Source organism: Coprococcus aceti (genome assembly GCF_025567285.1).
GTDB lineage: Bacteria > Bacillota > Clostridia > Lachnospirales > Lachnospiraceae > Coprococcus > Coprococcus aceti.
Window position 1 is genome coordinate 113,781 of sequence record NZ_JAOQJT010000009.1, and the last position, 24,612, is coordinate 138,392.

Genomic DNA, 24,612 nt, shown 5'->3' on the forward strand with positions numbered 1-24,612 from the left:
TGTCTGTATATAATATTCCAGACATTGAATCAGGAGACAATCTTAGGATCATTATTCCGAACTTATACTTATCTGTCTCGTATTACATGTGCCACTGTCATGACGCCTTTATTCATGCCACTTTTCCTTATCTCCGCCATTGTAAAACCGCTTGAATATCGATATCAGGTAGTCCCATCCCCGGCTACATATAATCGCAATGACAAATGCCCCGAAAAACGCAGCCACAGGATAATACCACACAAATGCTATGTGATAAAATGATAGTCCAACAAAAAGTCCCACCTCACACACAATGACACTGGTGATCAGAACCTGAAAAGAGGTAGGGATCTTCTTCAGCACTCCTACCTCTTTCGTAAATTCCGTTATTACCGATATCAAAGTGCAAAGTACCGCAACAACTACAAGATATACTGCGAATCTGTCCATGCGTATTCACCTCCTTGTCCATGATATAGTTTAATGTATTCCGGAAGGTGGTATGTGGTTATAAAATATTATTGTGTTCTTAAATCTCTTTTTTAATCCAACCTCGCGTTAATGCGAGGTGTTTTACGTTATATAGGAATCTCCAAAATGTATATATATCAAAATTACTTCTGTATGAAAATAGAATAATGTATTTAACCGGGCAGCCGAGGGGTGTTACACCATATCCGTTCGAGTCTTGGAAGGGAGTGGTGCCTTATGAGTACATATGAGGAATTCATGGTTATATTAACCGTTGCGATACTTATTGTGACAATTCTGAATCATAGAAAATAAGAAAAACACCTCAGCCGACTAAGCTATGAGGTGTTTCATCTTAAAATGGTTTTTGCCGGACGGATAGGACGTATCTATCGCTCGGCTGTCTTGTTAAGTATATTATACAATATTTTTGACGTTTGTCAAAAGAATAAAATTCTAAGATTACCATTTAATATTTGTAACATCTAATCATTATATTCTTTCAATTACACAACTATGCTTGTGCTTATCATCTTTATTGTCACTATAGTCAATTACCACAAGAACAATTTTATCGCTATATTCTGCTATCTTTAAACAACTTATGCCAAGCTAACATTTTTCATAATATATTTATAACTTCATCAAAATCAACATATAAAATATTGGCATTTAATACCAGGCATATACTACCGTTTCTGGGTAATCATCTTTTTCGACACACTTCTCAATAGCCTTTACAGCTTTTTTTAAATATGACTTTAGAAAGGAATCTTTATCTCTTTTACAATATTCAAATTTCACTATTTCTCCTTTGTCTATATCATAGACAATCTTGCCAATATCTTTTTTATCATCTTCTGGAAAATACTCTGCTGATATTATATTATCTATTCTTCTTAACTTATTTAAAGTTACCATAGCACATAACCTTTCTTTTTTGACAATCACATCTACCAATTTCTATAGCAAATCAATCCGTCTTTCTCTGCATTACCAACTATATTCCCACAAGCTTTCCTATACAAAATTATTCCACATTTGTTTCATTTGTGAAATATAGCTATTTATCCTTGTGAATAAAACACCCTGCTATTACGGAGCGTTTTCATCCATCAGCTTTGAACTAATATACTTTTCATATTCTTCTGGTATTCCAATATCGTATTTTTGATAATAATGTAAAAAATCTGTTGGAAATGTAAAATCTCCATCTTCATATATCCCAGCCTGTTAGTTTTCGCATATTACCTAAACCACTCACTCACGCTCATCGACATTACCATGATCTGAATTAACGATAAATGAATTGTGCGAAAAAATCTCCCTGCATCTGCAAAATATTTTCTAATTACATTCTCCGAAAATCTCATTGACCAATTCGCAATTCATCTTGCATTCTCTAATTATACATCTAACAGCCTTTTGGGGATCTGTCAATTTCCATCTTCGTCAAAGTAAAATATTTCGGAGTAGTCACCACCATTTGGAGTCTTTCCCATGATTCTTTCAGATGTCATTTCTCCCGTCTCATTATTTGCTATGTATTTTCAAAACAAAAAATAGAGAGCCTTTAGATCTCTCTAAAAGCCCTCTAAATCGTTTAAATACTAGGTTTTTATTTAGAACTTACCAGCGTTAGCAGCTTCCTCAACAGAAACAGCTACAGCAACTGTAGCACCAACCATAGGGTTGTTACCCATACCGATAAGTCCCATCATCTCTACGTGTGCAGGAACTGATGATGAACCAGCGAACTGTGCATCACTGTGCATACGTCCGAGAGTATCTGTCATACCGTATGAAGCAGGACCTGCTGCCATGTTATCTGGGTGAAGTGTACGTCCTGTACCACCGCCTGATGCTACTGAGAAGTACTTCTTACCCTGCTCGATACACTCCTTCTTGTATGTACCTGCAACTGGATGCTGGAAACGTGTAGGGTTTGTTGAGTTACCTGTGATAGATACACCAACGTTCTCCTTGTGCATGATAGCAACACCTTCCTGAACATCGTCAGCGCCGTAGCACTTAACTGTTGCACGGATACCATCTGAATATGCCTTCTCGTATACTACATTGAGCTCAGCCTTCTTGTAGTCATACTTTGTCTCAACATATGTAAATCCATTGATTCTTGAGATGATCTGAGCTGCATCCTTACCAAGACCGTTAAGGATAACTCTAAGAGGTTTTTTACGAACCTTGTTAGCCTTCTCAGCGATACCGATAGCACCCTCAGCTGCTGCAAATGACTCATGACCTGCTAAGAAACAGAAGCACTCTGTCTCCTCCTCAAGTAACATCTTACCAAGGTTACCATGTCCAAGACCAACCTTACGATGATCTGCAACAGAACCTGGTATACAGAATGCCTGAAGACCCTCGCCGATAGCTGCTGCTGCGTCTGCTGCCTTTCTGCATCCCTTCTTGATTGCGATTGCTGCACCTACTGTATATGCCCAGCAAGCATTCTCAAAACAAATTGGCTGAATACCCTTTACCTGATTGTAAACGTCAAGTCCAGCGTCCTTTGTGATCTTCTCAGCTTCTTCGATTGAGCTGATTCCATAGCTGTTAAGTACAGCGTTTATCTGGTCTATTCTTCTTTCATATGATTCAAATAATGCCATTGTCTCGTTCTCCTTTCCTCTATTTCCGACTACTCTTTACGTGGATCGATGATCTTAACAGCGCCCTGCTCTGGCTTAACACGTCCGTATGAACCTGAAGCCTTCTCCCAAGCTGTGTTAGGGTCATCACCCTTCTTGATAAAGTCAGTCATCTTTCCAAGAGAAACGAACTGATATCCGATAACTTCGTCATCTGCATCAAGTGCTATTCCTGTTACATAGCCCTCTGCCATCTCAAGGTAACGAACACCCTTAGCCTTTGTTGCATACATTGTACCAACCTGTGAACGAAGACCCTTTCCAAGATCCTCAAGTCCGGCACCAACTGCAAGTCCGTCATCTGAGAATGCACTCTGTGTACGTCCGTATACGATCTGAAGGAATAACTCTCTCATTGCTGTATTGATAGCATCGCACACAAGGTCAGTGTTGAGAGCCTCAAGGATTGTCTTACCCTGAAGAATCTCAGCTGCCATAGCTGCTGAATGTGTCATACCTGAACATCCAATAGTCTCGACAAGAGCCTCCTCGATAACACCCTCTTTTACGTTAAGTGAAAGCTTGCAGGCACCCTGCTGTGGTGCACACCAGCCTACACCATGTGTAAAACCAGAGATGTCTTTGATTTCCTTTGAGTAAACCCACTTTCCTTCTTCTGGGATAGGAGCTGGCTCATGCTTTGCACCCTTTGCTACAGGGCACATGTTTTCAACTTCCTTAGTGTAAATCATTGTGAAACTCCTTTCAAAATATGAATTCTTAAAAGCGGTTCCGAATTCTCTAATTCAAACCATCAGTGGTATTTTCTCACAAAACAGTTATGAAGTCCATAGCTTATTGAAAATTTTTGTCGCATTTGCGTGTACTTTATCAAGTACAGCGCGCCTTATTGAGAAAGTTTTTAACAAGGCACAGTTGTCAGGGTTCATATGTCCGCTTATATCATTTGACCGTAACCATATTCACTTGAACATATGTATTTATCTGATATACAATACTTCTGTCAGAGCACATTCAACCCAGACATGCGCCGCTTCAGGTGCTGCTCAGATACATGATATAAAAAATAAAAACGGAGGTTTTCAACATGAGATTTATAGATATGCACCTTCACACCACCGCTTCCGACGGCTCCTGCACCCCATCAGAGGTGTGCCAGCTTGCCATTGACAGGAATCTTGCAGCGATCGCCATAACCGACCACGACACAGTGGACGGCGTAGCAGATGCAATCACATATGCAGATAACTGGAACAGCACTCTTCCTCCGATCCAGAACAGTGATTCCACCAACTGCTCTGGCTTTTCTGACAGCAGTGACCATCATATCGAGGTAGTTCCCGGCATAGAGATGTCCGCCATCTACAACGGTGTGGAGATCCACATTCTGGGCTTCTATATGGACTACAAGAACCCTGAGCTCATCTCCCGTCTTGCCGCCATCAAACAGGCCAGATACGACCGAAACGAGCAGATGTGTGAGAGATTCCGCGCCGACGGAATAGACATGACCATGGAGAAGCTGCAGCATGGCAATCCTGATACTGTCGTCACAAGAGCTCATTTTGCCAGAATTCTCATAGCCGAAGGCGTATGCAGGGACATGAACCAGGCGTTCAAAAAGTATCTGGGCAAGAAATGCAAATATTACATTCCAACACCAGACATACCGGCCGCCGATGCCATAAGACTCATAAGAACCTACGGCAAGGCTGCCTTCATCGCCCATCCCCTCATATACGGATTTGGATATAAACAGATAGAGGACATGCTTGAAGAACTGAAGCCATATGGCCTTTCAGGGCTTGAGGTCTACCACTCCTCCAACAATGCCTATGAATCCGGAAGGCTTAGGGAGATCGCCAGAAAACACGGGCTCCTCATATCAGGAGGTTCCGACTTCCACGGTGCAGCCAAACCCGACATATCCGTGGGAACCGGAAGGGGCGGCCTTCGGATCACGGAAGCTGTATTTCAGGATATAAAAAAAGCGGTCACTGTATAATGACCGCTTTTTTATTTACTCTGATGATACCTTTATTATATCTTTGACTTCTTATCCTTATCATCATCTGTGACTGTTGATGATCCCTGCTTCTCAAGCTCTGCAACAGCGCTCTTGTGCATCGGTATACGACAGTTCTTGTTGTTACCAAACTCTACGATGATAGTTGAATCATCAACCACATCAAGGATGGTTCCGTAGAAACCACTGGTTGTCATGATATTATCACCAGGCTCCATCTGTGAAAGCATCTGGTCTGTCTTGGCCTTCTGCTTCTTCTGTGGTCTGATCATCATGAAGTAAATGATTGCAGCAAATATGGCAATATATACAACAATAAACATAACTGATGAACCGCCACTGGCCTGTGTTCCTGTTGACGATGATAAAATTGTTGAAAGTGAATTCATTCTCTAATCTCCTTTTTGATTACTCTTCTCCACCAGCAAGGCTCTCAAGCATCGATTTCTTATATGACTGATATCTTCCTTCTTCAATAGCCTCTCTGATGTCTTTCATCATATTATTATAAAAATACAAATTATGCAAGACGCAAAATCTCATACCGAGCATTTCATTTGCCTTGAGCAGGTGTCTGATGTACGCTCTGCTATAGTGCTGGCATGCAGGGCATCCGCAGCCCTCCTCTATAGGTCTGTCGTCTGTCTCAAATCTCGCATTCTTGAGATTCATCTTGCCATGCTTCGTGTACACATGGGCGTGTCGTCCATTTCTGGATGGATATACGCAATCGAAGAAATCAACACCTCTGTCGACCGCCTCAAGTATATTTGCAGGAGTTCCAACACCCATGAGGTATGTCGGTCTGTCCTCAGGCAGATACGGAACGGTCACATCGAGTATGTGGTACATCTGCTCTGCTGTCTCTCCTACTGCAAGTCCTCCTATGGCATATCCCGGGAGATCAAGCTCGCTGATTCTCTTGGCGTGATCTATTCTGATATCCTCGTATATGGCACCCTGATTGATTCCAAACAATAGCTGATTCTTGTTGATCGTATCCGGCAGACTGTTAAGTCTCTCCATCTCATTCTTACATCTGACAAGCCATCTGGCTGTTCTCGCAACAGAATTCTCCACGTACTGTCTGTCAGCCAGTGCAGGGGCACACTCGTCAAATGCCATGGCTATTGTAGATGCCAGATTCGACTGTATCTGCATGCTCTCCTCAGGTCCCATGAATATCTTGCGTCCATCGACATGGGAATTGAAGGTTACGCCCTCCTCCTTGATCTTCCTGAGTCCCGCCAGGGAGAATACCTGGAATCCGCCTGAATCAGTGAGTATCGGTCTGTCCCAGTACATAAACTTATGTAAACCGCCCATCTGCTTGACTATCTTATCCCCAGGTCTCACATGGAGATGATATGTATTTGACAGCTCGATCTGACATCCTATGTCCTTGAGATCCGTTGTTGCCACAGCTCCCTTTATGGCTGCTGCCGTTCCAACATTCATGAACAGAGGTGTCTGCACTGTTCCGTGAACAGTCTGAAATTCAGCTCTCTTTGCCCTTCCATCCTTACAAAGTATTTTGTACATTGTTATGTAAACCTTTCTTTTTCATTTTTCCAAATCTTACGCTATACTTAAGCGTACTCTTTATAATGCACCATTTAAAGTATATTTGCAAGCAAATTTACAATCCACAGGCATTTACCGCCGAACTTGACCGCATACCGGATGAATACGAGGACTTCCGATACAATGCAGGCAGATTACAATTTTGACAGCCACATATCTTACATACAAAACGGCGCCTGTAATTTCACTTACAGGTGCCGTTATATCAATCTATAGGCTTTCAGTTCTGTTAGCTCCGTGCTAAATCACCACTGAATTATCTGACTTATCACTGCTTCTCCTTCAGCGTAGCTGTAGCAGTCTGCTTCTCGTAGTTACCATTGTTGTTTCTGTAGTATACGATAGTTACCTTATCGCCAGGATTGCAGGCCACGATCTTGTCATGGAATGTCTCCATATCTGCTATGTCCTCACCGTCAAGGCTGCAAATGATATCTCCTGACTGGAGTCCACACTCCTCTGCTGCTGAACCCTGCTCAACTGATGAGATATATACACCCTCAGGCATGTTCAGGAGCTGTGCGTACTGGCTTGTGATGGTCTGGGCAGATATACCGAGGTAAGCCTGTCCTGATGTTGTTCCATCATTTGACACATTCTTGCCTGCTATCAGGTCATTGATTATATCCTGTACATCTGATATAGGAAGTGCATAGCCCATACCCTCAACGCTTGTATCTGAATACTTGGCTGTGTTGATACCGATCAGCTCGCCCTGCATGTTGACAAGGGCACCACCACTGTTACCAGGGTTGATGGCTGCATCTGTCTGAAGTACCTTTACTGTCTCATCTGAAGCACTTATCTCTCTGTTAAGTGCGCTTATATATCCAACTGTAACTGACTGTCCATATCCAAGTGCATTTCCGATTGCCACGCACGGATCACCAACTGCAAGATCATCCGATGAACCTACCTGAATCTCCTTTATCTCATTCAAAGTGTCATCCGATATGTCCGAAAGCTTAACTGTGACAACTGCTATATCATTGTTCTCAACGTATCCCTTTACCACCGCATCTGCACTCTTGTCATCGACAAATGTAACTGACAGTGACTTAGCATTCTGTACCACATGATAATTAGTTGCAAGATACAGGTACTGGTCATCCTTGCCGATGATGATACCTGAACCGGCTCCTGTTGACTCCTGCTGATATGAATTGAACCAGTAATCATATGTTGTTACGTATGTTCCTGTGATCGATACGATGGAAGGCATAACCTTCTTGGCAACCGTTGACACATCGTACACTGTACTTGTCGTGTCTGATGATGCCTGCTTGAGCTGTGGTGCATTGTTCTCTGTTGAACCCTCAGCACTCTGCTCTGTTGTGGTCTGCGAATCTTTGTCGAGAAGCTTATCCGATCCATATCTGACCCCCTGGAATACAACGCCTGCCACAAGTCCGAATACAACAGCCGCTGCAACCACACCTGCTGCCTTCTTGCCAAATCCGCTCTTCCTGTTCTTTGGCTTCTTATCTTTTGCCTTCTTCTGTCTCATATTGTTATCTGAAGGCTTTCCTGTTCCCATATTGTTCATTTGATTGCCTGCCTGATTCTGATAGCCCTGATTCATTCTCTGGCTGTCATACCATGCTTCCATGCCATTTACATTTCTCTGAAAACCTGAATATGAAGCGTTCTGTGTACCGACTGTTTGAGCATTCTGCGATGAACTCTGTGCGCCGGCAGTCTGAGCGTTCTGTGCTGAGCCATGTACACCGGCTGTCTGATTGTTCTGCGCTGACTGTGCGCCCTGAACATTCTGTGTCTGCTGTGAAGCATTTGTTGAAGGTCTGTCAAATCTTGAATCTCCTCTATTGTTCATATAGCTGTAATGATACAGACCATCCTGCTGTGGTGCCTGACCACTATTTCCATTCATCTGGTTCTTGTTTTCCTGTTCCATCTCTATCATCCTTTCGCATCTTTATTATCTTAATTCCTGTAATCGGTACCTTTCTCTTTCTTACAGTTGTTACTATACGCAGTAAATGTGTCATATTTGTGTCTTTATTGTTTTAATTCTGTGCACAAATGTTATATACTAGTCATGTACGATCTCAAATAACCCTTATGGAGGATAATATATGTTTAGAGTATGGGGAAAACTTATAAAAGATAACCACCTCATGAAGGATACCGTGATATGCATATCCGACTACGAGATGACGCGTACCCACAAGGTATACAAGGCCCTTGAGGATATGTGCTACGAGTTTGACCTGGCAAAGCCGGTGTGGCTTAAGAAGAATAAGGATGAGTTTATCCACCACGCCAGAACCAGATTCACAGCGGATAACTTTGTGGAGGATATAGATTTTGACTACCTTGATTTTCAGGTAATAGAGGAGGAATACTAGATGTTTTCTGTCTCTTCAGTGAGCAAAAGCTACGGCAAAAATAAAGTTCTGACAGATGTGTCACTGTCCGTATCCCCAGGTGAATGCATCGCCCTTCTGGGAATCAACGGATCGGGTAAATCCACCCTGCTGGGAATACTATCCAGAAACATAAAGCCAGACTCAGGGTGCTTCGGTTTCGACTGTCAGGCAAATGCTGCTCTGCTCCCACAGGACAATCCACTCATACCGGAACTCACAGCCATTGACAACATCAGACTGTGGCACCCCGGAAGCAGGAAAACAGTCATGAACTCCCACAATATGAGCATATGTCAGTCTCTCGGTGTGGATTCATTTCTGGACAAACGTGTCTCAAAGCTCTCCGGTGGAATGAAGAAGAGGCTAAGCCTTGCCATCACGATGATGTCTGACCCGGATCTGCTTCTTCTCGATGAACCTCTGGCCTCGCTTGATCTTCTATGCAAGAACGGGATACTGAGCTATCTCCAGAATTACATATCACATGGAGGAAGTGTCATCATCGCCACACATGAGACATCTGCGCTGGATATATGCAACAAGATATACACACTGAAAAATGGACACATCCAACTGGCCATAGACAGAAATATCTCACCCGGATACACCTCACCTGAAACCTACATCAATCTGATCAGATCATAGCTTTATCTAAAGGAGTTTTATGTTTTACCGACTTATACGAACTGATTTGAAAAGAATAGCTCATTATGGAATATACATGGTAGTCGCAGCATTTGTCATGATGACGGTTTTCCTGTGTCTTGCGTTAAACGCGAACTCTTTTATCTACTCTGATGACCGCTCCGAACCACTTTCAATCGGAATCGTGATGAGTGCAGATTCAAAAACCGCACAGATGGCATACAACACGATATCTGATATGGACAGCTACCACTCATCATGTGTATTCACAGAATTTTCAGACAAGGATACAGCCCTTTCAAGGCTCTCTGACGGAGACCTGTTCGCTGTGATCTACGTCCCTGACAATATCATAAGCGACATCATGGACGGAACGAACACACCTGTCGAGGTATACTATTCTGACAACCGGTCCATCGATACATTTGTGCTGAATGACCTCTTCCGCTCCACATCCTCCATGCTTGGCATATCCCAGGCGGCCATATATTCGGTTCAGGCGATAGGAAGGAACATGGAGCTTCCCGAGGATATTCAGGACACGCTCAGCAACGATGTAAATGCCATGTTCATGACTAAGGTTCTTGACAGGACTGCCAACTTCACCGTCGACAAAATAAATGCAACCAGAGCAGCAAATACCACCGACTTCTACACAAGTGCGGCGGTCCTTCTCATGATGATGCTGTGCAGCGTTGTTTTCTTCCCATTCCTGCTCGACCTCCCAGCCTCTTACATAACAAAGCTCAGGTCACAGGGAATTGGCAAAGTCAGACGCAATGTCAGCAATTTCATATCCATGTTCATATGGCTGTATATCCTTTATATAACTGTATACATGGCTCTCGCCCTGGCCTCACTGTTTATCGATGAACTGCATGTAAATATCCACATGAGCGGGATACTATTCGGAATCGTCATAGCTACATGTGTCGCGGTATATACGCTGCTCATAAGTCTGGTTCCCGCAGGGATACACGGCTGCACACTGCTTCTCACTGTAGTCACTGTCATACTGGCCTATGTGAGCGGCTTATTCATACCGGAAGCCATGCTTCCAAACTTTGCAAAGGATATATGCCATGGATCGCTGCTCAATAAGATTGTGCAGACACTGTGCATATATTTATCATAAATTTACGGAGATACATCTATGAACCATATAAGACAGATAAACTTACTTATAAAGAGAATACTGTGCCGTCCCGCCATGATCGTCGTTCTGCTGGTCATCCCCGCTGTGCTGATCGCTGTGAGCTTTCTGCCAGCCAGAAAGCAAAGCACCGAGATCGTGTCCGGCGTGTATATTGAAAGTTCTGACGAACACACGGATGCTTTCCTGTCGTATCTCACATCGACATCCACGGGATTTACCTTCAGGCACTATGAATCCCTGAAAGACATGAAGGATGATGTAGCATCCGGCAGGATCGACTCCGCGTACATGGTTCCTGATGGTTTCAGTGAATCAATGATCCACTCTGACGGGAAGCGCCACATAACCGTGTATACAACCGATGGAAGCTCATTCCAGTCTGTGTCCGAAGAATCCGTGTATGCCGCCCTCCTGTATGCATATGCGGCAGACATGTCTGTATGTATGCTCCAGGATCGTTATCTGGCAAATGTCCCATACGACGAGACCCAGATGTCAGAATACATCAGTGATAGATTTAAGGGATATATCGAAAATGAGGACATTTTCACCATCGAGAGCGGACTCACCGGAAAATACACGGCATCGACAGATATTGCGCCAAACAATTTTCCTGTGGAAATATTGGTTTACATAACTTTGTTCGTGTGTTCTCTCATGGGACTTCAGAACTATCTCCGGGATCTGGACTGTGGGGCTTACTCTATCCTCTCCTCCAGAAAAAAAGCCGGATTCTGTGTAAAAAATATAGCAGCGGGAATTATTCCCGCTGCCATTATCAGCTTTATATCCTTGATCATATATTCCGGCACCAATGGCTGTCTCAATGTCCTGCTGCATATCGCCGCAGTGTCAGTCATCAGCCTTGCTGCTGCACTCATATTCAGAGTGATATTCAGGCGCTATAAGATATTTACTATAGCTCTGCCATTCATCATCATCTGTACTCTTCTCCTGAGTCTTCTATCAATGCTCTCGCAGATGTAGACTCTGTGATCTGCTTTACCAGACATCCATAGCTGTCAGCCGGCACCGCCACATTGAAGCACACATCTGCAGTGTAATCCGTACTGTCTATCAGTGCATCACTGTTGCTGAGAAGATATTGTACCTTACCCGAATCGTTGTAGTTCGTGGTTATCTTCACCAGCTTCATAAGCTGCATCTTATGTATACCCGCATCAGACAGTGCAAGCTTGGCTGCCTCGGTGTATGCTCTCACAAGACCACCTGTTCCGAGCAGTGTTCCACCAAAATACCTTGTGACCACTATACATATATTAACCACCGCATTCCCCGTGATAACCTCCAGGATGGGTTTTCCAGCCGTTCCCTGCGGTTCTCCGTCATCAGAGAATCTTAGCAATGTATTCTCGCTGCCTATGGCAAATGCATAGCAGTTGTGCCTTGCATCATAGTGCTGCTTCCTGATCTTCTCGACAAAGGCATATGCCTCTTCCTCCGAGGACACAGGGACTGCATAGCCGATGAATCGTGATTTCTTCTCGACTATCTCGTCCTGCCCCTCCTGTAATATCGTGTTGTATGTCTCTATCATCGCTTCTCCGAATTGCTGGTGAGCAGCTTGCCCAGCTCATCCATAAATGTATTCACATCCTTGAACTCTCTGTACACTGATGCAAATCTTACATAGGCTACCTGATCAAGATCCTTGATCTTATCCATGACTATCTCACCTATGGTCGTGCTCTCTATCTCTCTCACTTCCATGTTGAAGATGGTGTTCTCTATGTCATCTATGCACTTTGTGACTGCTTCCGCTGAAACCGGACGCTTATGGCATGACTTTATGACACCTGACTCTATCTTGGAACGGTCATAAGTCTCTCTGTTCTTGTCCTTCTTGATGACTATGAGAGGTATGGTCTCCACCTTCTCATATGTGGTAAATCTCTTACCACAGGCGTCACACTGTCTTCTTCTTCTGATCGCACTTCCATCCTCCGCTGGTCTGGAATCGATAACCTTTGTATCATCTGCTGAGCAAAATGGACATCTCATATAATTTTCTCCTTATATCTCCCACCTTCGGAGGGACCTTCTTACGATATTATCTTTACTGGGCACTTGGCCTTACATGCACCACAATTTGTACACTTCTCCGGATCTATGTGAGCAAGGTTTCTGTCTATCGTGATGGCTCCAGCCTCACAGTTCCTTGCACACAGTGTACATCCGATACATCCTGCGCTGCAGGCTGCCTTGACCTGAAGACCCTTGTCATGGGAATTACATCTGACAAGTCTCTCTGCATCATATGGAACCAGCTCTATCAAGTGTCTCGGGCACTCTGTGACACATTTGCCGCATGCCTTACACTTCTCCTTATTAATTACCGCAATTCCATCTATAATGTCAATAGCCCCGAACTCACATACTGCCTTACATGAGCCATAACCTGTACATCCATATGTACATGCCTTAGGACCGCTGTTTGGATTGTTCTGTGCCAGCTTACAGTCCCTTGGTCCAACATACTCGTATACATCCTTCGCCTTCTCGCAGTCTCCTGCACACTTGACAAATGCCACATACCTTGTATTTTCAGCGTTTTCCACGCCCATGACCTCACTGATCTTCGCTGCCACTGCCTCGCCTCCAACAGGACACGCTGATGGCGGCATCTCACCTTTGGCGATGGCCGCTGCCAGTCCGTCACATCCCGGATAACCACATCCACCGCAGTTATTTCCCGGAAGGAGCTCTCTTACTGCTATTTCTTTCTCATCTACTTCTACCTTAAATTTTTCTCCTGCGACACCCAGAAGGATACCTATCACAATACCTACGCCTGCGACGACTGCCACAGCTATCAATATTCCTGTCATATCCGCACCCTCCTTATATCAATCCTGAGAAACCGAAGAACGCGATCGCCATAAGACCTGATGTGATGAGAACTATAGGGGTTCCCTTGAACGCCTCAGGTATAGGACTGTGCTCAAGTCTCTCTCTGATTCCTGCAAGTATCACTATGGCTATAGTAAATCCGACTGCAGAGCCACATCCGTTGATGGTACTCTCAAGTATACCGTAACCGCTCTGTACATTTGAGAGAGCGATACCAAGCACGGCACAGTTGGTCGTGATCAGTGGAAGGTAAACTCCAAGTGATTCATACAATGACTTGACCTTCTTCTTGAGGAACATCTCAACAAACTGTACAAGTGCTGCGATCACAAGGATGAACACTATGGTGTTGAGGTACTCAAGTCCGAATCTTCTCAGTATGCCGTAATACACAACGCTGGTGACAAATGAAGCTATGGTCATGACGAACACAACCGCTGCTCCCATTCCGGTTGCTGTGTTGACACTCTTGGACACTCCAAGGAAAGGACACAGTCCAAGGAACTGGCTGAGGATAACATTATTTACAAGTGCCGCTCCGATGGCTAACAATAAAATATTCATTATCTCTTACCTCCCTTTCCTTTTTTCTTCTTTATATGAGCCATTGTCTCCTTGAGCTTTATGTCGGAATCTGCTGGCTCGTTCTCTGCAGAGTGTTCTGGCTGCTCTGCTTCCGTCGGCTGATCCGTTGATGGCTGCTCTGCTGCCACTTTGTCTGCTACTTCCTGTTCTGCGGCTGGCTGCTCTGTTGACTTCTCATTCTGGAGATTGTCCTGACTGTCTGACTGAGTCTCTGCAACAGTCTGCTGCTCCTCATCTGGCGTCTTTTCCTGCTGAACTTCCTCAGCATGCTCCTTAAGCATCTTTCCTGTCGCATTCGGAACAAGCTTTATGTCGGCGAGGACTGACTCTCTGGTCGGTGCATATGGGCTGAGTCTTGACTCATCCTTCTTCGCCTCATCTGGCTTGTCAGCCTCTGGCGCTGTATTCTTTGCTGCATCCTTATCTGCCGCTGCAGGTGTCTCTTCCTGCTTCTTAACCTGTTTTGAATCCGCTGAAGGTTTCGCCGGAGCCTCTGCTGTCTTTACAGGAGCCGGAGTCTCTGAAACCAGCTTGCCACAACATGCTGCATTGATACAGCCTGCACATGAGTCCGGTCTGCATGCTGCCGGGATCTCCTCTCCATTTGCCAGTGCCTCGGCTGCCTTCTTTGCATTTCTCTTGTTGATAAATGCTATGATGAATGCAAGCACGAAGAATGCACCAGGTGCAAGTACGAATATTGTTATAGGTGTGTACAGGCTGAGTGCATTGCCTATACCCTTTATAATTCCCGATGAGTTCTGAAGTAAGTTGCCATCTCCAAGTATCTGGAATCCAAATACACAGCCCTTTCCGACAAGCTCTCTGAACATTCCTATAAGTGTAAGGCCAACTGTAAATCCAAGGCCCATTCCAAGTCCATCAAATATAGATGGAAGTACCTTGTTCTTGGAAGCATATGCCTCGGCACGACCAAGGATGATACAGTTTACAACTATAAGTGGTATATACAGTCCAAGGCTGCTGTTGAGTGATGGCAGGTACGCCTGCAGCAGAAACTGTATGATAGTAACAAACGAAGCTATGATAACTATAAATGATGGTATTCTGACCTTATCAGGTATAACCTTTCTGAGTGCTGAGATCATGAAGTTGCTGAGCACCAGGATACATGTGGTCGTGAGTCCCATTCCTGCGCCATTGATAGCTGATGATGTAACCGCAAGTGTCGGACACATTCCAAGCATCTGTACGAAGGTCGGGTTCTCTTTCACAATACCATTATATAAACGCTCTGTACATTTTCCCATTACTTGTCACCTCCGTTCGACGCTGCAGATGAATCAGCAGCACCGCCATTTATGGACTTCACATACTCAAGTCCCGCATTCACCGCATTGGTAACCGCATTTGTTGTGATGGTAGCTCCTGACAGGGCATCTATCTCCTCGTCCACTGTTGCACCTGACTTGGTGTACTGGAACTTGTCGACCTTCTTGCCTGCAAACTGCGACTTGAAGCTGTCTGTGTCAGCCTCCATACCAAGTCCTGCAGTCTCTGAGAGTGACAGGAATGAAATTCCATTTGTCGTTCCATCCGCTCTGACTCCCATGGCAAGCTGAAGGTCTCCACTATACGCCTCATGTGATGTGACAGTCACAACATATCCAAGTGCTGAACCATCGCTGCCCTTTGCTTCCACGATCTCATCTATATCTGCGTTATATCCGGCATCTGACAGGATCTTTGCAGCCGCATCGGCATCAAAGTCAGCATAGCTGTCAAACGAATCCGCATCATCGAATACCGCCTTATATGCCTCTTCCTTTGCTTTCTGCTCTGTAACTGCTATAGGATCCTTTGTGATCTTATATACATAAGCCAGTGCAAATCCTGCTATGACTGTGATTATCATGATTGCTATAGTTGCTATAACAATCGACTTTGTATCCATCTTGGACTTTGTTCCGGCTGTGTCACCCTGGGCTGCAAGCTCTGCGCCCTCTCCGAAGCTCTTCGGCTGTGTCCATCTCTCAATGAGTGGCACAAGCAGGTTGGAGAATATGATCGCATATGATACGCCCTCTGCTGATCCTCCGTATATTCTGAAACAGAATGTGAGTATACCAAGTATCACACCAAACACAACCTTACCCGCAGGTGTGATAGGTGATGTAACATAGTCAGTTGCCATAAAGAATGCTCCAAGCATCAGACCACCACCGCACAGGTGTGCTGCGAGGAATGTAAGATCAAAACCTCTACCCGATGCAACCGCATATATCATAATGAGCACCGCAAATGTTCCTATATATGTAAATGGAATAACCGGCTTTATAACTCTTCTGATCAGAAGATAAGCCGCACCAACAAGTAAACATACAACTGATGTCTCACCTATGGTTCCCGGTATATTTCCAAGAAACATATTGAGTACATTGACATTTGCCAGATCCCCTGTGTTCTTGAGCACTGCAAGAGGTGTAGCAGTTGTCACACCATCATACGAGAATGATGTCATTCTTCCTGCAAATGATATGAGAAGGAAACATCTTGCGCCCAGCGCTGGATTCATGAAGTTGAATCCCAGTCCTCCAAAGAGCTGTTTAACTATTATAATGGCAAATGCACTTCCGAGTATCGCCATCCACACCGGTACATCCGGTGAGAGGTTCAGTGCAAGAAGAAGTCCTGTTACAACTGCACTGAGATCGCCTATGGTTACTTTTCTGTTCATCATCTTCTGGTACAGCCACTCAAACAGCACGCATGAGACCACGCATGTGAGTATAAGTATCATAGCGTTCAGCTCGAAGTTGATGATTCCAAATACGGTTGCCGGAAGCAAAGCAATGATCACATCCAGCATAATGCTCTGTGTACTTCGTTTATCTCTGACATGTGGAGATGACGAAATCTTAAATGTATTATCCAATGTGTACACCTCCTACTTCTTTTTATTCGCAATGATGGATTTTCTTGTTCCCGCAATGGTCTGTGTCAGATGTCTCTTCGCCGGACACACATACGAACAGCATCCACACTCACAACACTCCATTCCGTTGTGAGCCAGGAATCCCTCTGTATCCCCATGCTCAGCCAGTGAAGCAAGCATCGAAGGAACAATACGTCCCGGACACACATCAACACAGCGTCCGCATCTGATACAGTTGCTCGGTTCAAGGTCTGCCACCTCGTCATGTGTCATACACAGCAGTGCCGACACTCCCTTGGTTGCAGGAACATCCAATGAGAAAAGTGCCTTTCCCATCATAGGACCGCCTGAGATCACCTTCTCAGGAACCACACCATCCTTAAATCCACCCGCAGCCTCTATAAGCTCCTGACAGTTTGTTCCTATCCTCACCATAAGATTGCATGGATTCTCTATGGCATCACCTGTTATGGTGACTATCCTTGTGTAGAGTGGTCTTCCCTCTATAACTGCCTCATATATGGACACGATGGTATCAACATTGTGAACTATACATCCAGCATCCGCTGGAAGCATCTTGGAGTTGACATATCTTCCAGTGTTAGCATATATGAGCTGACGCTCGGCACCCTGAGGGTACTTGGTCTTCATCACATGGACTTCGATCTTGTCATTGTCCTTTACCTTATCCCTGAGAAGTTCTATTGCCTCAGGCTTATTATCCTCTATGGCGATGATTCCCTTTGCATGATCAAACAGATTGATACATATCTCAAGTCCCAGTATCAGCTTGTCCGGTTCCTCCATCATCCTTCTGTAATCCGAAGTAAGATATGGCTCACACTCTGCGCCATTTACTATTATGTAGTCGATCGCATCCTCGTTCTTCGGGGACAGCTTGACATTTGCAGGGAAACCGGCGCCGCCCATTCCTACTATTCCGGCCTCCTTGATGATCTCCTTCACATCCTCTCTATACAGAGTGGACAGATCTTTTACATTTGCTGCAAAGTCGATCTCCTCAAACAGGCCATCATTCTCTACAACTATTGATTCAACCTTTGATCCACCAGGCACATATCTCGGCTCGATTGCCTTGACCTTTCCCGATATGGATGAATGTATATTCGCTGACACGAAGCCACTGGTCTCCGCAATCTTCTGACCAACCAGGACTCTGTCGCCCTTCTTCACTATAGGTGTGGCCGGTGCCCCTATATGCTGACTCAGCGGGTACACGCAGTCACCTTTTGGAAGGTATTCTCTGACAGGCTTTTCCATTGACAATTCTTTGCCTTCATATGGATGAATTCCGCCCAGAAATGTTAACAAACCCATGTTCTACCTCTTTTCCTTATATATTTTTATTAAAAAAATCTCCCTATATAATAACGCTTTAAGCCCTCAAAAACAACCTAAATGGGGATATATTATCATTTTAAAATATGGAAATTCTTCTGCTTATCCGCAAAAAAAACGATCACATATAAGATATAGACACTTATGTCTTTTCTGTATCTTACATGTGATCATTTATAAATTCATTCGGATATCATTCTAATATTCTATGGACGGAAGCTTTCTGACAAGCACAGCCCCCGCCAGGCCTATGCACACACCGGCTATAGTTCCCGATATGCACAGCACCGGCATATACAACATGATATTGCCACTCTTCATGAGAAGTGCTGCCATTGCTATTTGCCCTGCGTTGTGGCTCACTCCGCCTAGTATGCTCGTTCCAAGGAGACCAAACAGATCCTTTTTCCTGCAAAGCGTCATGACCAGAAGTGACAACACCGCTCCCGCCATGCTGTATACCATAACCGTCATATTGCCAAACAACAGCGACGACAGCACCACTCTCACCAGTGACACTATCCACGCATCTGATATCCTCAGCCTGTACATGACAACTATGGTGACCATATTTGCAAGTCCCAGCTTGATTCCCGGAACAGCTATATTCACCGGGATCATGGATTCAAGATAGGAAAATACCATGGCTATGGCCACGAACATACCTGTGTATGTGATCCTTTTTGTACTCCAGCCATGCATTCTATCCACCGCCGTCTCTGAACTTTTCTGATCATTTTTATCTCTACTGCACATCTATATCTCTTTCCCTGCCACCTTGTATCTCTATGACAAGCTTGTGCGGAAGACAGGTTATAGTCTCTCCTCTCCTGCTCTTCCAGCCCATATTCACACACACCTTATCCGGGCAGTCCGCATCACCGACACTGATCTTCCCAGATTCAACCACAACAGTGTTGCTGCCCCTGTCCGTGTTGAACTCATAGGTATCGTCGACTGTCATGTCTATGGTCTGCACCAGTTTGTCATCTATATACACATCCGCGGTATTGCCCGTCGGAAGCACAAGCCGCATGACAAGCCAGCATATAATTCCCGCTACTAAAAGGACTACACACAATATCAGATCTTTTTTTCTAAACCATCCTGCCATATCTTCACATCACTCTGCCAATTTATAGTCTTCTGCCGTTATGGTGAATCGGTCCTTCAGGCCTTCACTGACATACACATTCTTATCCTCATCTATGATGACGGCCTCCGCACCATACTCCTGAATGGTCTTCATAGCCTTATCCTTATCCATCAGCATACACAGTGTGGACAAGGCGTCACTGGTCAGTCCGTTATCACACACTACCGTGGCCGCTATAGTGCCATTCCATGCCGGATATCCTGTCCGGGGATCAAGTATGTGGTGGTATCTCCTGCCATCCTGCTCAAAATACTTTTCATAATCTCCCGATGTGGATACAAATGCCGTCTCCCCATCGCCAAAGCTTATGACACCCATGGTCGTTCCCTCTCCGGCTCTCGGATCCTTGACACCGACCTTCCAGGCTGTACCATCAGGCTTGCTTCCGTACACAACTATACTTCCGCCCAGGGCCACACATGCACCGGCCGCATCAGTACCCTTGAGATACTCTGCTGCCATGTCGCAGCCATATCCCTTGCCGACTGCTCCCAGATCAAGCATCATACCAGGCTCTGATATCCTTAACGTATCGCCATCCACACTTACCTTTGACACATCCACCAGCCTCAGTGCACTGTCTATATCCGCCTGTGATGGAATCTCTGTCCTGCCATCTTCTATCCCCCACACATCCGCCAAAGGCCGTATGGTGATATCCAGCAGATCGTCATGAGCCCTCGATATGTCAAGCGTCTGCTTCAGCACACCCGCAAGCTCGCTGCTCACCGTGATATCCTCATCAGGCTTATATGTGGTGTTCACCCTGTATATCTCAGAGTCCGCTGAGCGCCATGACAGCACATCCTTGTCCAGGCTGTCTATGAGCTTCAGCATCCCGTCTATATTCTCACTGCCATGGCTTCCATACACTGTAAATGACGCAGCCGTTCCCATGGTGATCGTGTTCCTTGTATATTCACTTTCACCTGACCGTCTCACGCCTGATATGATGACCATAGCAATCACAGCCACCATGACAACCACTACGGCTGCTATCCTGTACCATTTCTTCATGGTCTGCCTACCTCTGTGTTATTTCAGATATTCGTCGTGAACCTGTTCTCTCAGCGAATATCTGAAGGATTTCTCGTACTCCACATTCTCATTGATGCTGTGGTTTACCTCCTCGAAGAAGCTCTGGTTGATGATATCCATGGAGTAGAATATCGGGTAGTTACTGTTCTTCTCCCACATCATAACTCCACCATCCACGGATTCCTTACCGTACTCCTCCTCGTAGCGCTTCTTGCAGTCTCCACTGCACAGATATACATGACACAAACCGTTGAGGGTCTTCTTCAGCATATCCGTTCTGAGTATATATCCATCACAGTCTATCGCCCAGTCCGGTATCTCATCCGGCTTCACTATGACTATGATCGGCATATATCTGTCAGGGCTCTCAACAATCGCATTCAGCTTGTCATAGCTGATCTCCTCAGGGCTTGATCCCTCCTCCATGACTATCCCGGCGTCTACAAAGCCAACCTGATTGAACATATCCTTCATGAACTTTGGCCTGCTGTATCTTCTCTCCTTGACGTTGATGGTCTCACATATGTTCTCCACATTCACATCATATATATCCCCGGCACTCACCATATCCACTGTCACATGCCATATAACACCAGCCTCTGAATTGCTTATGTGCTGGAAATCCATATGAAACTCACCGGCCTCATATGTTATATATACCTTATATCCTATGGTGGAATAATCCACACTCGTGAGTTCCTCGGGCATCTGTGGGAACACCATACTGATGTGCTCTCTGACCCATTTGTATATGATCTCACACGCCTTGTCATAACCCGCCGCAGGTATTCCTACCCTGTGGCTGTACACAACATTCGGAACCATAGGCTTTATCTCAGTTTTCACCTCTGGTCTTACCGCTGGAACGAACTGCTCCTTGTCAAGCAGCCTTGATATATACTCGTTGTGGACTATCTCCTTGTTGATCAGATAAATAACTCTGTCAGGAGTCAGCTCCTTGTGATACTTCTTGTTGAGCAGAATCTCAACCAGTTCGCGCTTGCTCACAGTGTGGAACTGCGCCACGATATCCGGATTGTTGTCCAGATATTCCCTGAGCTCAGGCTTAAGCGGATCCTGCGTGATCCTGAGCCTGTATTTGCTTCTTATGGCATTCTCCCAGTTCTTCTCCTTGTACTGTGAGTCGTGAATACTGTTGAAAATCTGCATGATAGACCAGTCGCACAGCTCCAGATTGGCTATGATACTGTTCATGACTCTGGACAGATCCTCATGTCCAGTCCACAGATCGGTCTCCTTGGAATCAGAACCCAGCTTATACTTATATCTCATCTCATGCTCTATCTCATGCCAACCCTCGAAGAGCACCGTCCTGAGCTGTACCTCAAATGTCTGATCAAATGGCTTGTTCCACACACTTGCAGGTATGTTTCGCAGATATTTGCTCGGTATCCTGAACACACCGTTACATTTCTGTGCCTCAAATTTGTTCTCCTCATTCTTCGTCTTGGACCAATTGTCCAGAAGAAACGTCTCCTCAAGTATCTTCTCACATATATCCATGTCCTCCAGATAGAACAGGTTGATTCGTATACCTATGATATCCTGAATCTTTCTTCCTCCTTCCTGCATGGAGTATTTACCAGTCTCCAGCTTGTGCAGAAGTGACGATTCTGACTTGATTCTCGATGTACTGTTAAAATATATTCCCGCATTGTTCAGCTTCGTGACAAGAGTGTTGAGCAGACTCATCTTCACATTGTTGATCTCCTCTATCTCCTGTTCCTGAAGAAGCTTCTCGTCACTATTATAGTCATAGATGCTATAATCCATTCCATCATTCCTTTTCTGTAATTATATATCAATCCGCCCTGCGGCGTCTTTCCTATATCCACGCATATCTTTATCTAGTATATCACAATAATTGTGTATTTTGCTTAAAATAATATGAACATTTTATAAAAAACAGTGCAATTCCACCCTTATAGTATAAAATCCACTCCATTTTCTTGCGAAAGTAAAGGCTTGTATATATAATTAAAAGGCTAGAACACAAATGAGAGGTTAAATTATGATTTTAGACTGTCAGAACATCTGCAAAGCATTTGGCACAGATGTTATATTGGACAATATTTCTTTTCATCTTGAGGAAAAGGAGAAAATGGCTATAGTCGGCATAAACGGCGCCGGCAAGACCACTCTTCTCAAGATAATAATGGGTGAGGAAAGTGCTGACTCCGGTCAGGTCATAGTGTCAAAGGACAGAACCATCGGCTATCTGTCCCAGTATCAGGAGAGCAATTACAACACCACTGTCCGCGGTGTCATGATGGATGCACTAAAGCCTATCCTTGAGCTTCAGGACAGGATGCGCGAACTGGAACACACCATGGCTGAGCAGTCCGGTGAGGAGCTTGAGAAATCTCTGGAGCTCTACAACCGCTACACCCACGAATTCGAATATAAGAACGGCTATAGCTGTGAGAGCGAGGCAAATGGAGTTCTCAAAGGACTAGGTTTCTCCAAGGAGGATTATGACCGCCACACGGACTCTCTGTCCGGTGGCCAGAGGACAAGACTTGCACTCGGCAGACTCCTCATGGTGAAGCCGGATATCATCATCCTCGATGAGCCGACAAACCATCTGGACATGGAATCCATCTCATGGCTTGAGGGCTTCCTGTCATCCTACCAGGGAAGCGTCATCATCGTCTCCCACGATCGTTATTTCCTCGACAAGATCGTGACCAAGATAGTCGAGCTCGACAATGGCCACAGCCAGGTATACAATGGCAACTACACCTACTTCGCACAAAAGCGTGCAGAGATCCGTGAGAACATGATGAAGGCATATCTCAACCAGCAACAGGAGATCAAGCATCAGGAGGAGGTCATCACGAAGCTCAAGCAGTTCAACCGTGAGAAGTCCATCAAACGTGCAGAGAGCCGTGAGAAGATGCTCTCACGTATAGAACGTCTCGACAAGCCAACCGAGGTTGCATCCGAGATGAGGATCACTCTTGAGCCAAATGTCTTAAGCGGCGAGGATGTTCTTACGATTGAAGGACTCTCCAAATCATTTGGCGACAATAATCTGTTCTCAGGAATAGATATGGATATCAAACGTGGCGAACACGTCGCCCTGATAGGTGGAAATGGAACCGGAAAGACAACCATACTGAAGATGATCAACAGGCTTGTATCCAAAGATGCCGGAGCTATCATACTTGGATCACGCGTCAAGATTGGTTACTACGATCAGGAACATCAGGTACTCACGATGTCCAACACCATATTCGATGAGATAAGCGACGCCTACCCTGATCTGTCCAACACCAGAATCCGTAATGTCCTTGCGGCATTCCTCTTCACAGGTGAGGACGTGTTCAAGAGGATACAGGATCTGTCAGGTGGCGAGCGTGGACGTGTGTCCCTTGCCAAACTGATGCTCTCTTCCGCCAACTTTCTTATTCTGGATGAGCCGACGAACCACCTGGATATCACATCAAAAGAGATACTGGAGAATGCCATAAGGAACTACACCGGCACTGTCCTGTATGTATCCCACGACAGATACTTCATCAACCAGACGGCCACAAGGATCATCGAGTTAAGGGACAAACAGCTCACAAGCTATATAGGCAATTACGATTACTACGAGACCCACAGAACGTATTCCACAGATTTAGTAAGTCCATTCACTCCAATAAGCGGAGTCTCTGACGCACCGGCCCAGACCGCTCCCGCTGTCTCACAGGCCAAGCTCTCATGGCAGGAAAGCAAAGCTGAGGCGGCAAGGCAGCGCAAGAAGGCAAATGACCTGAAGAAGCTTGAGGCATCCATCGAGGAACTTGAGAAC

General features: G+C 45.1%; 23 protein-coding genes and 2 pseudogenes. 6 read left to right on the top strand and 19 right to left on the bottom strand.

The annotated features are described in order from the left end of the window. Positions 1-108: 108 nt before the first annotated feature. From OCV54_RS11970 to OCV54_RS11985, 4 genes are all read right to left on the bottom strand, one after another. On the bottom strand, positions 109-432 hold the full coding sequence (locus OCV54_RS11970; RefSeq protein WP_055224206.1) for a hypothetical protein: 324 nt from the start codon (positions 430-432) through the stop codon (positions 109-111). Positions 433-1,125: 693 nt separating this feature from the next. Continuing rightward, on the bottom strand, positions 1,126-1,374 hold the full coding sequence (locus tag OCV54_RS11975; RefSeq protein ID WP_055224208.1) for a hypothetical protein: 249 nt from the start codon (positions 1,372-1,374) through the stop codon (positions 1,126-1,128). A 701-nt stretch (positions 1,375-2,075) separates the two neighbouring features. Further along, positions 2,076-3,086 carry a GGGtGRT protein gene (locus OCV54_RS11980; protein WP_004853826.1) on the bottom strand — a complete coding sequence of 337 codons (1,011 nt, stop codon included), beginning with the start codon at positions 3,084-3,086 and terminating at the stop codon, positions 2,076-2,078. Positions 3,087-3,115: 29 nt separating this feature from the next. Further along, a complete protein-coding gene (locus OCV54_RS11985) occupies positions 3,116-3,817 on the bottom strand; it encodes an iron-sulfur cluster assembly scaffold protein (RefSeq protein ID WP_004853825.1) in 702 nt (233 codons plus the stop codon). 356 nt (positions 3,818-4,173) lie between these two features. On the opposite strand from OCV54_RS11985, the gene OCV54_RS11990 reads away from it, so the two are divergent. Further along, positions 4,174-5,091, top strand: a complete 918-nt coding sequence (locus OCV54_RS11990) for a PHP domain-containing protein (RefSeq protein WP_022216212.1) — start codon at positions 4,174-4,176, stop codon at positions 5,089-5,091. A gap of 35 nt (positions 5,092-5,126) precedes the next feature. Here OCV54_RS11990 and yajC read toward each other — a convergent pair whose 3' ends face one another. The 3 genes from yajC to OCV54_RS12005 all read right to left on the bottom strand — a co-directional run bounded on the left by yajC (position 5,127) and on the right by OCV54_RS12005 (position 8,611). After that, complete coding sequence (gene yajC / locus OCV54_RS11995; protein ID WP_015533108.1) at positions 5,127-5,501, bottom strand: preprotein translocase subunit YajC; 375 nt, start codon at positions 5,499-5,501, stop codon at positions 5,127-5,129. 19 nt (positions 5,502-5,520) lie between these two features. Further along, positions 5,521-6,654 carry a tRNA guanosine(34) transglycosylase Tgt gene (gene tgt, locus OCV54_RS12000; protein WP_015533107.1) on the bottom strand — a complete coding sequence of 378 codons (1,134 nt, stop codon included), beginning with the start codon at positions 6,652-6,654 and terminating at the stop codon, positions 5,521-5,523. A 310-nt stretch (positions 6,655-6,964) separates the two neighbouring features. Continuing rightward, a complete protein-coding gene (locus OCV54_RS12005; protein ID WP_242859655.1) occupies positions 6,965-8,611 on the bottom strand; it encodes a S1C family serine protease in 1,647 nt (548 codons plus the stop codon). Between the two features lie 181 nt (positions 8,612-8,792). Here OCV54_RS12005 and OCV54_RS12010 point away from each other — a divergent pair, with 181 nt between their 5' ends. Genes OCV54_RS12010 through OCV54_RS12025 form a run of 4 tightly spaced genes read left to right on the top strand, consistent with a single transcriptional unit; the run spans position 8,793 to position 11,874 of the window. Continuing rightward, a complete protein-coding gene (locus OCV54_RS12010; RefSeq protein ID WP_015533105.1) occupies positions 8,793-9,065 on the top strand; it encodes a hypothetical protein in 273 nt (90 codons plus the stop codon). After that, a complete protein-coding gene (locus OCV54_RS12015) occupies positions 9,066-9,731 on the top strand; it encodes an ATP-binding cassette domain-containing protein (protein WP_055224210.1) in 666 nt (221 codons plus the stop codon). 19 nt (positions 9,732-9,750) lie between these two features. Further along, the gene (locus tag OCV54_RS12020; protein ID WP_082431333.1) at positions 9,751-10,866 is read left to right on the top strand and encodes an ABC transporter permease; all 1,116 of its coding nucleotides are present in this window, start codon (positions 9,751-9,753) and stop codon (positions 10,864-10,866) included. Positions 10,867-10,884: 18 nt separating this feature from the next. Then, the gene (locus OCV54_RS12025) at positions 10,885-11,874 is read left to right on the top strand and encodes an ABC transporter permease (RefSeq protein WP_055224213.1); all 990 of its coding nucleotides are present in this window, start codon (positions 10,885-10,887) and stop codon (positions 11,872-11,874) included. On the opposite strand, the gene OCV54_RS12030 is transcribed toward OCV54_RS12025, so the two are convergent. The 12 genes and pseudogenes from OCV54_RS12030 to OCV54_RS12085 all read right to left on the bottom strand — a co-directional run bounded on the left by OCV54_RS12030 (position 11,825) and on the right by OCV54_RS12085 (position 22,586). After that, positions 11,825-12,445, bottom strand: a complete 621-nt coding sequence (locus tag OCV54_RS12030) for a YigZ family protein (RefSeq protein ID WP_015533102.1) — start codon at positions 12,443-12,445, stop codon at positions 11,825-11,827. The genes OCV54_RS12025 and OCV54_RS12030 overlap by 50 nt on opposite strands. Beyond that, entirely contained in the window at positions 12,442-12,909 is a 468-nt protein-coding gene (nrdR, locus tag OCV54_RS12035) for a transcriptional regulator NrdR (RefSeq protein ID WP_015533101.1), read from the bottom strand. Before nrdR ends, OCV54_RS12030 begins: the two co-directional genes overlap by 4 nt. Before the next feature lie 41 nt (positions 12,910-12,950). After that, entirely contained in the window at positions 12,951-13,736 is a 786-nt protein-coding gene (locus OCV54_RS12040; protein WP_015533100.1) for an RnfABCDGE type electron transport complex subunit B, read from the bottom strand. Positions 13,737-13,749: 13 nt separating this feature from the next. Then, positions 13,750-14,322, bottom strand: coding sequence for an electron transport complex protein RnfA (locus tag OCV54_RS12045; RefSeq protein WP_015533099.1), 573 nt, complete (start codon positions 14,320-14,322; stop codon positions 13,750-13,752). 650 nt (positions 14,323-14,972) lie between these two features. After that, a pseudogene (gene rsxE, locus OCV54_RS14855) lies at positions 14,973-15,614 on the bottom strand (electron transport complex subunit RsxE); the annotation flags it as partial. Next, positions 15,614-16,258: an RnfABCDGE type electron transport complex subunit G gene (locus OCV54_RS14860; protein ID WP_308936786.1), complete on the bottom strand. Its 645-nt coding sequence runs from the start codon at positions 16,256-16,258 to the stop codon at positions 15,614-15,616. The gene OCV54_RS14860 and the pseudogene rsxE, both read right to left, overlap by 1 nt. Positions 16,259-16,306: 48 nt before the next feature. Beyond that, positions 16,307-17,239, bottom strand: a pseudogene (locus OCV54_RS14865) (RnfABCDGE type electron transport complex subunit D); the annotation flags it as partial. A gap of 12 nt (positions 17,240-17,251) precedes the next feature. After that, positions 17,252-18,577 carry an electron transport complex subunit RsxC gene (gene rsxC, locus OCV54_RS12065; RefSeq protein ID WP_015533097.1) on the bottom strand — a complete coding sequence of 442 codons (1,326 nt, stop codon included), beginning with the start codon at positions 18,575-18,577 and terminating at the stop codon, positions 17,252-17,254. Positions 18,578-18,796: 219 nt separating this feature from the next. Next, a complete protein-coding gene (locus OCV54_RS12070; protein ID WP_022216220.1) occupies positions 18,797-19,354 on the bottom strand; it encodes a Gx transporter family protein in 558 nt (185 codons plus the stop codon). Then, positions 19,344-19,712, bottom strand: coding sequence for a NusG domain II-containing protein (locus tag OCV54_RS12075; protein ID WP_055224216.1), 369 nt, complete (start codon positions 19,710-19,712; stop codon positions 19,344-19,346). The genes OCV54_RS12070 and OCV54_RS12075 overlap by 11 nt, the downstream gene beginning before the upstream one ends. Positions 19,713-19,721: 9 nt before the next feature. Then, positions 19,722-20,771 carry an FAD:protein FMN transferase gene (locus OCV54_RS12080; protein WP_055144876.1) on the bottom strand — a complete coding sequence of 350 codons (1,050 nt, stop codon included), beginning with the start codon at positions 20,769-20,771 and terminating at the stop codon, positions 19,722-19,724. Between the two features lie 18 nt (positions 20,772-20,789). Beyond that, positions 20,790-22,586 (bottom strand): nucleotidyltransferase family protein, encoded by a 1,797-nt coding sequence (locus OCV54_RS12085; protein WP_015533093.1) that lies wholly within the window; start codon positions 22,584-22,586, stop codon positions 20,790-20,792. Between the two features lie 238 nt (positions 22,587-22,824). Here OCV54_RS12085 and abc-f point away from each other — a divergent pair. Beyond that, a partial coding sequence (gene abc-f, locus OCV54_RS12090) for a ribosomal protection-like ABC-F family protein (RefSeq protein WP_055224219.1) occupies positions 22,825-24,612 on the top strand: 1,788 nt, incomplete at its 3' end.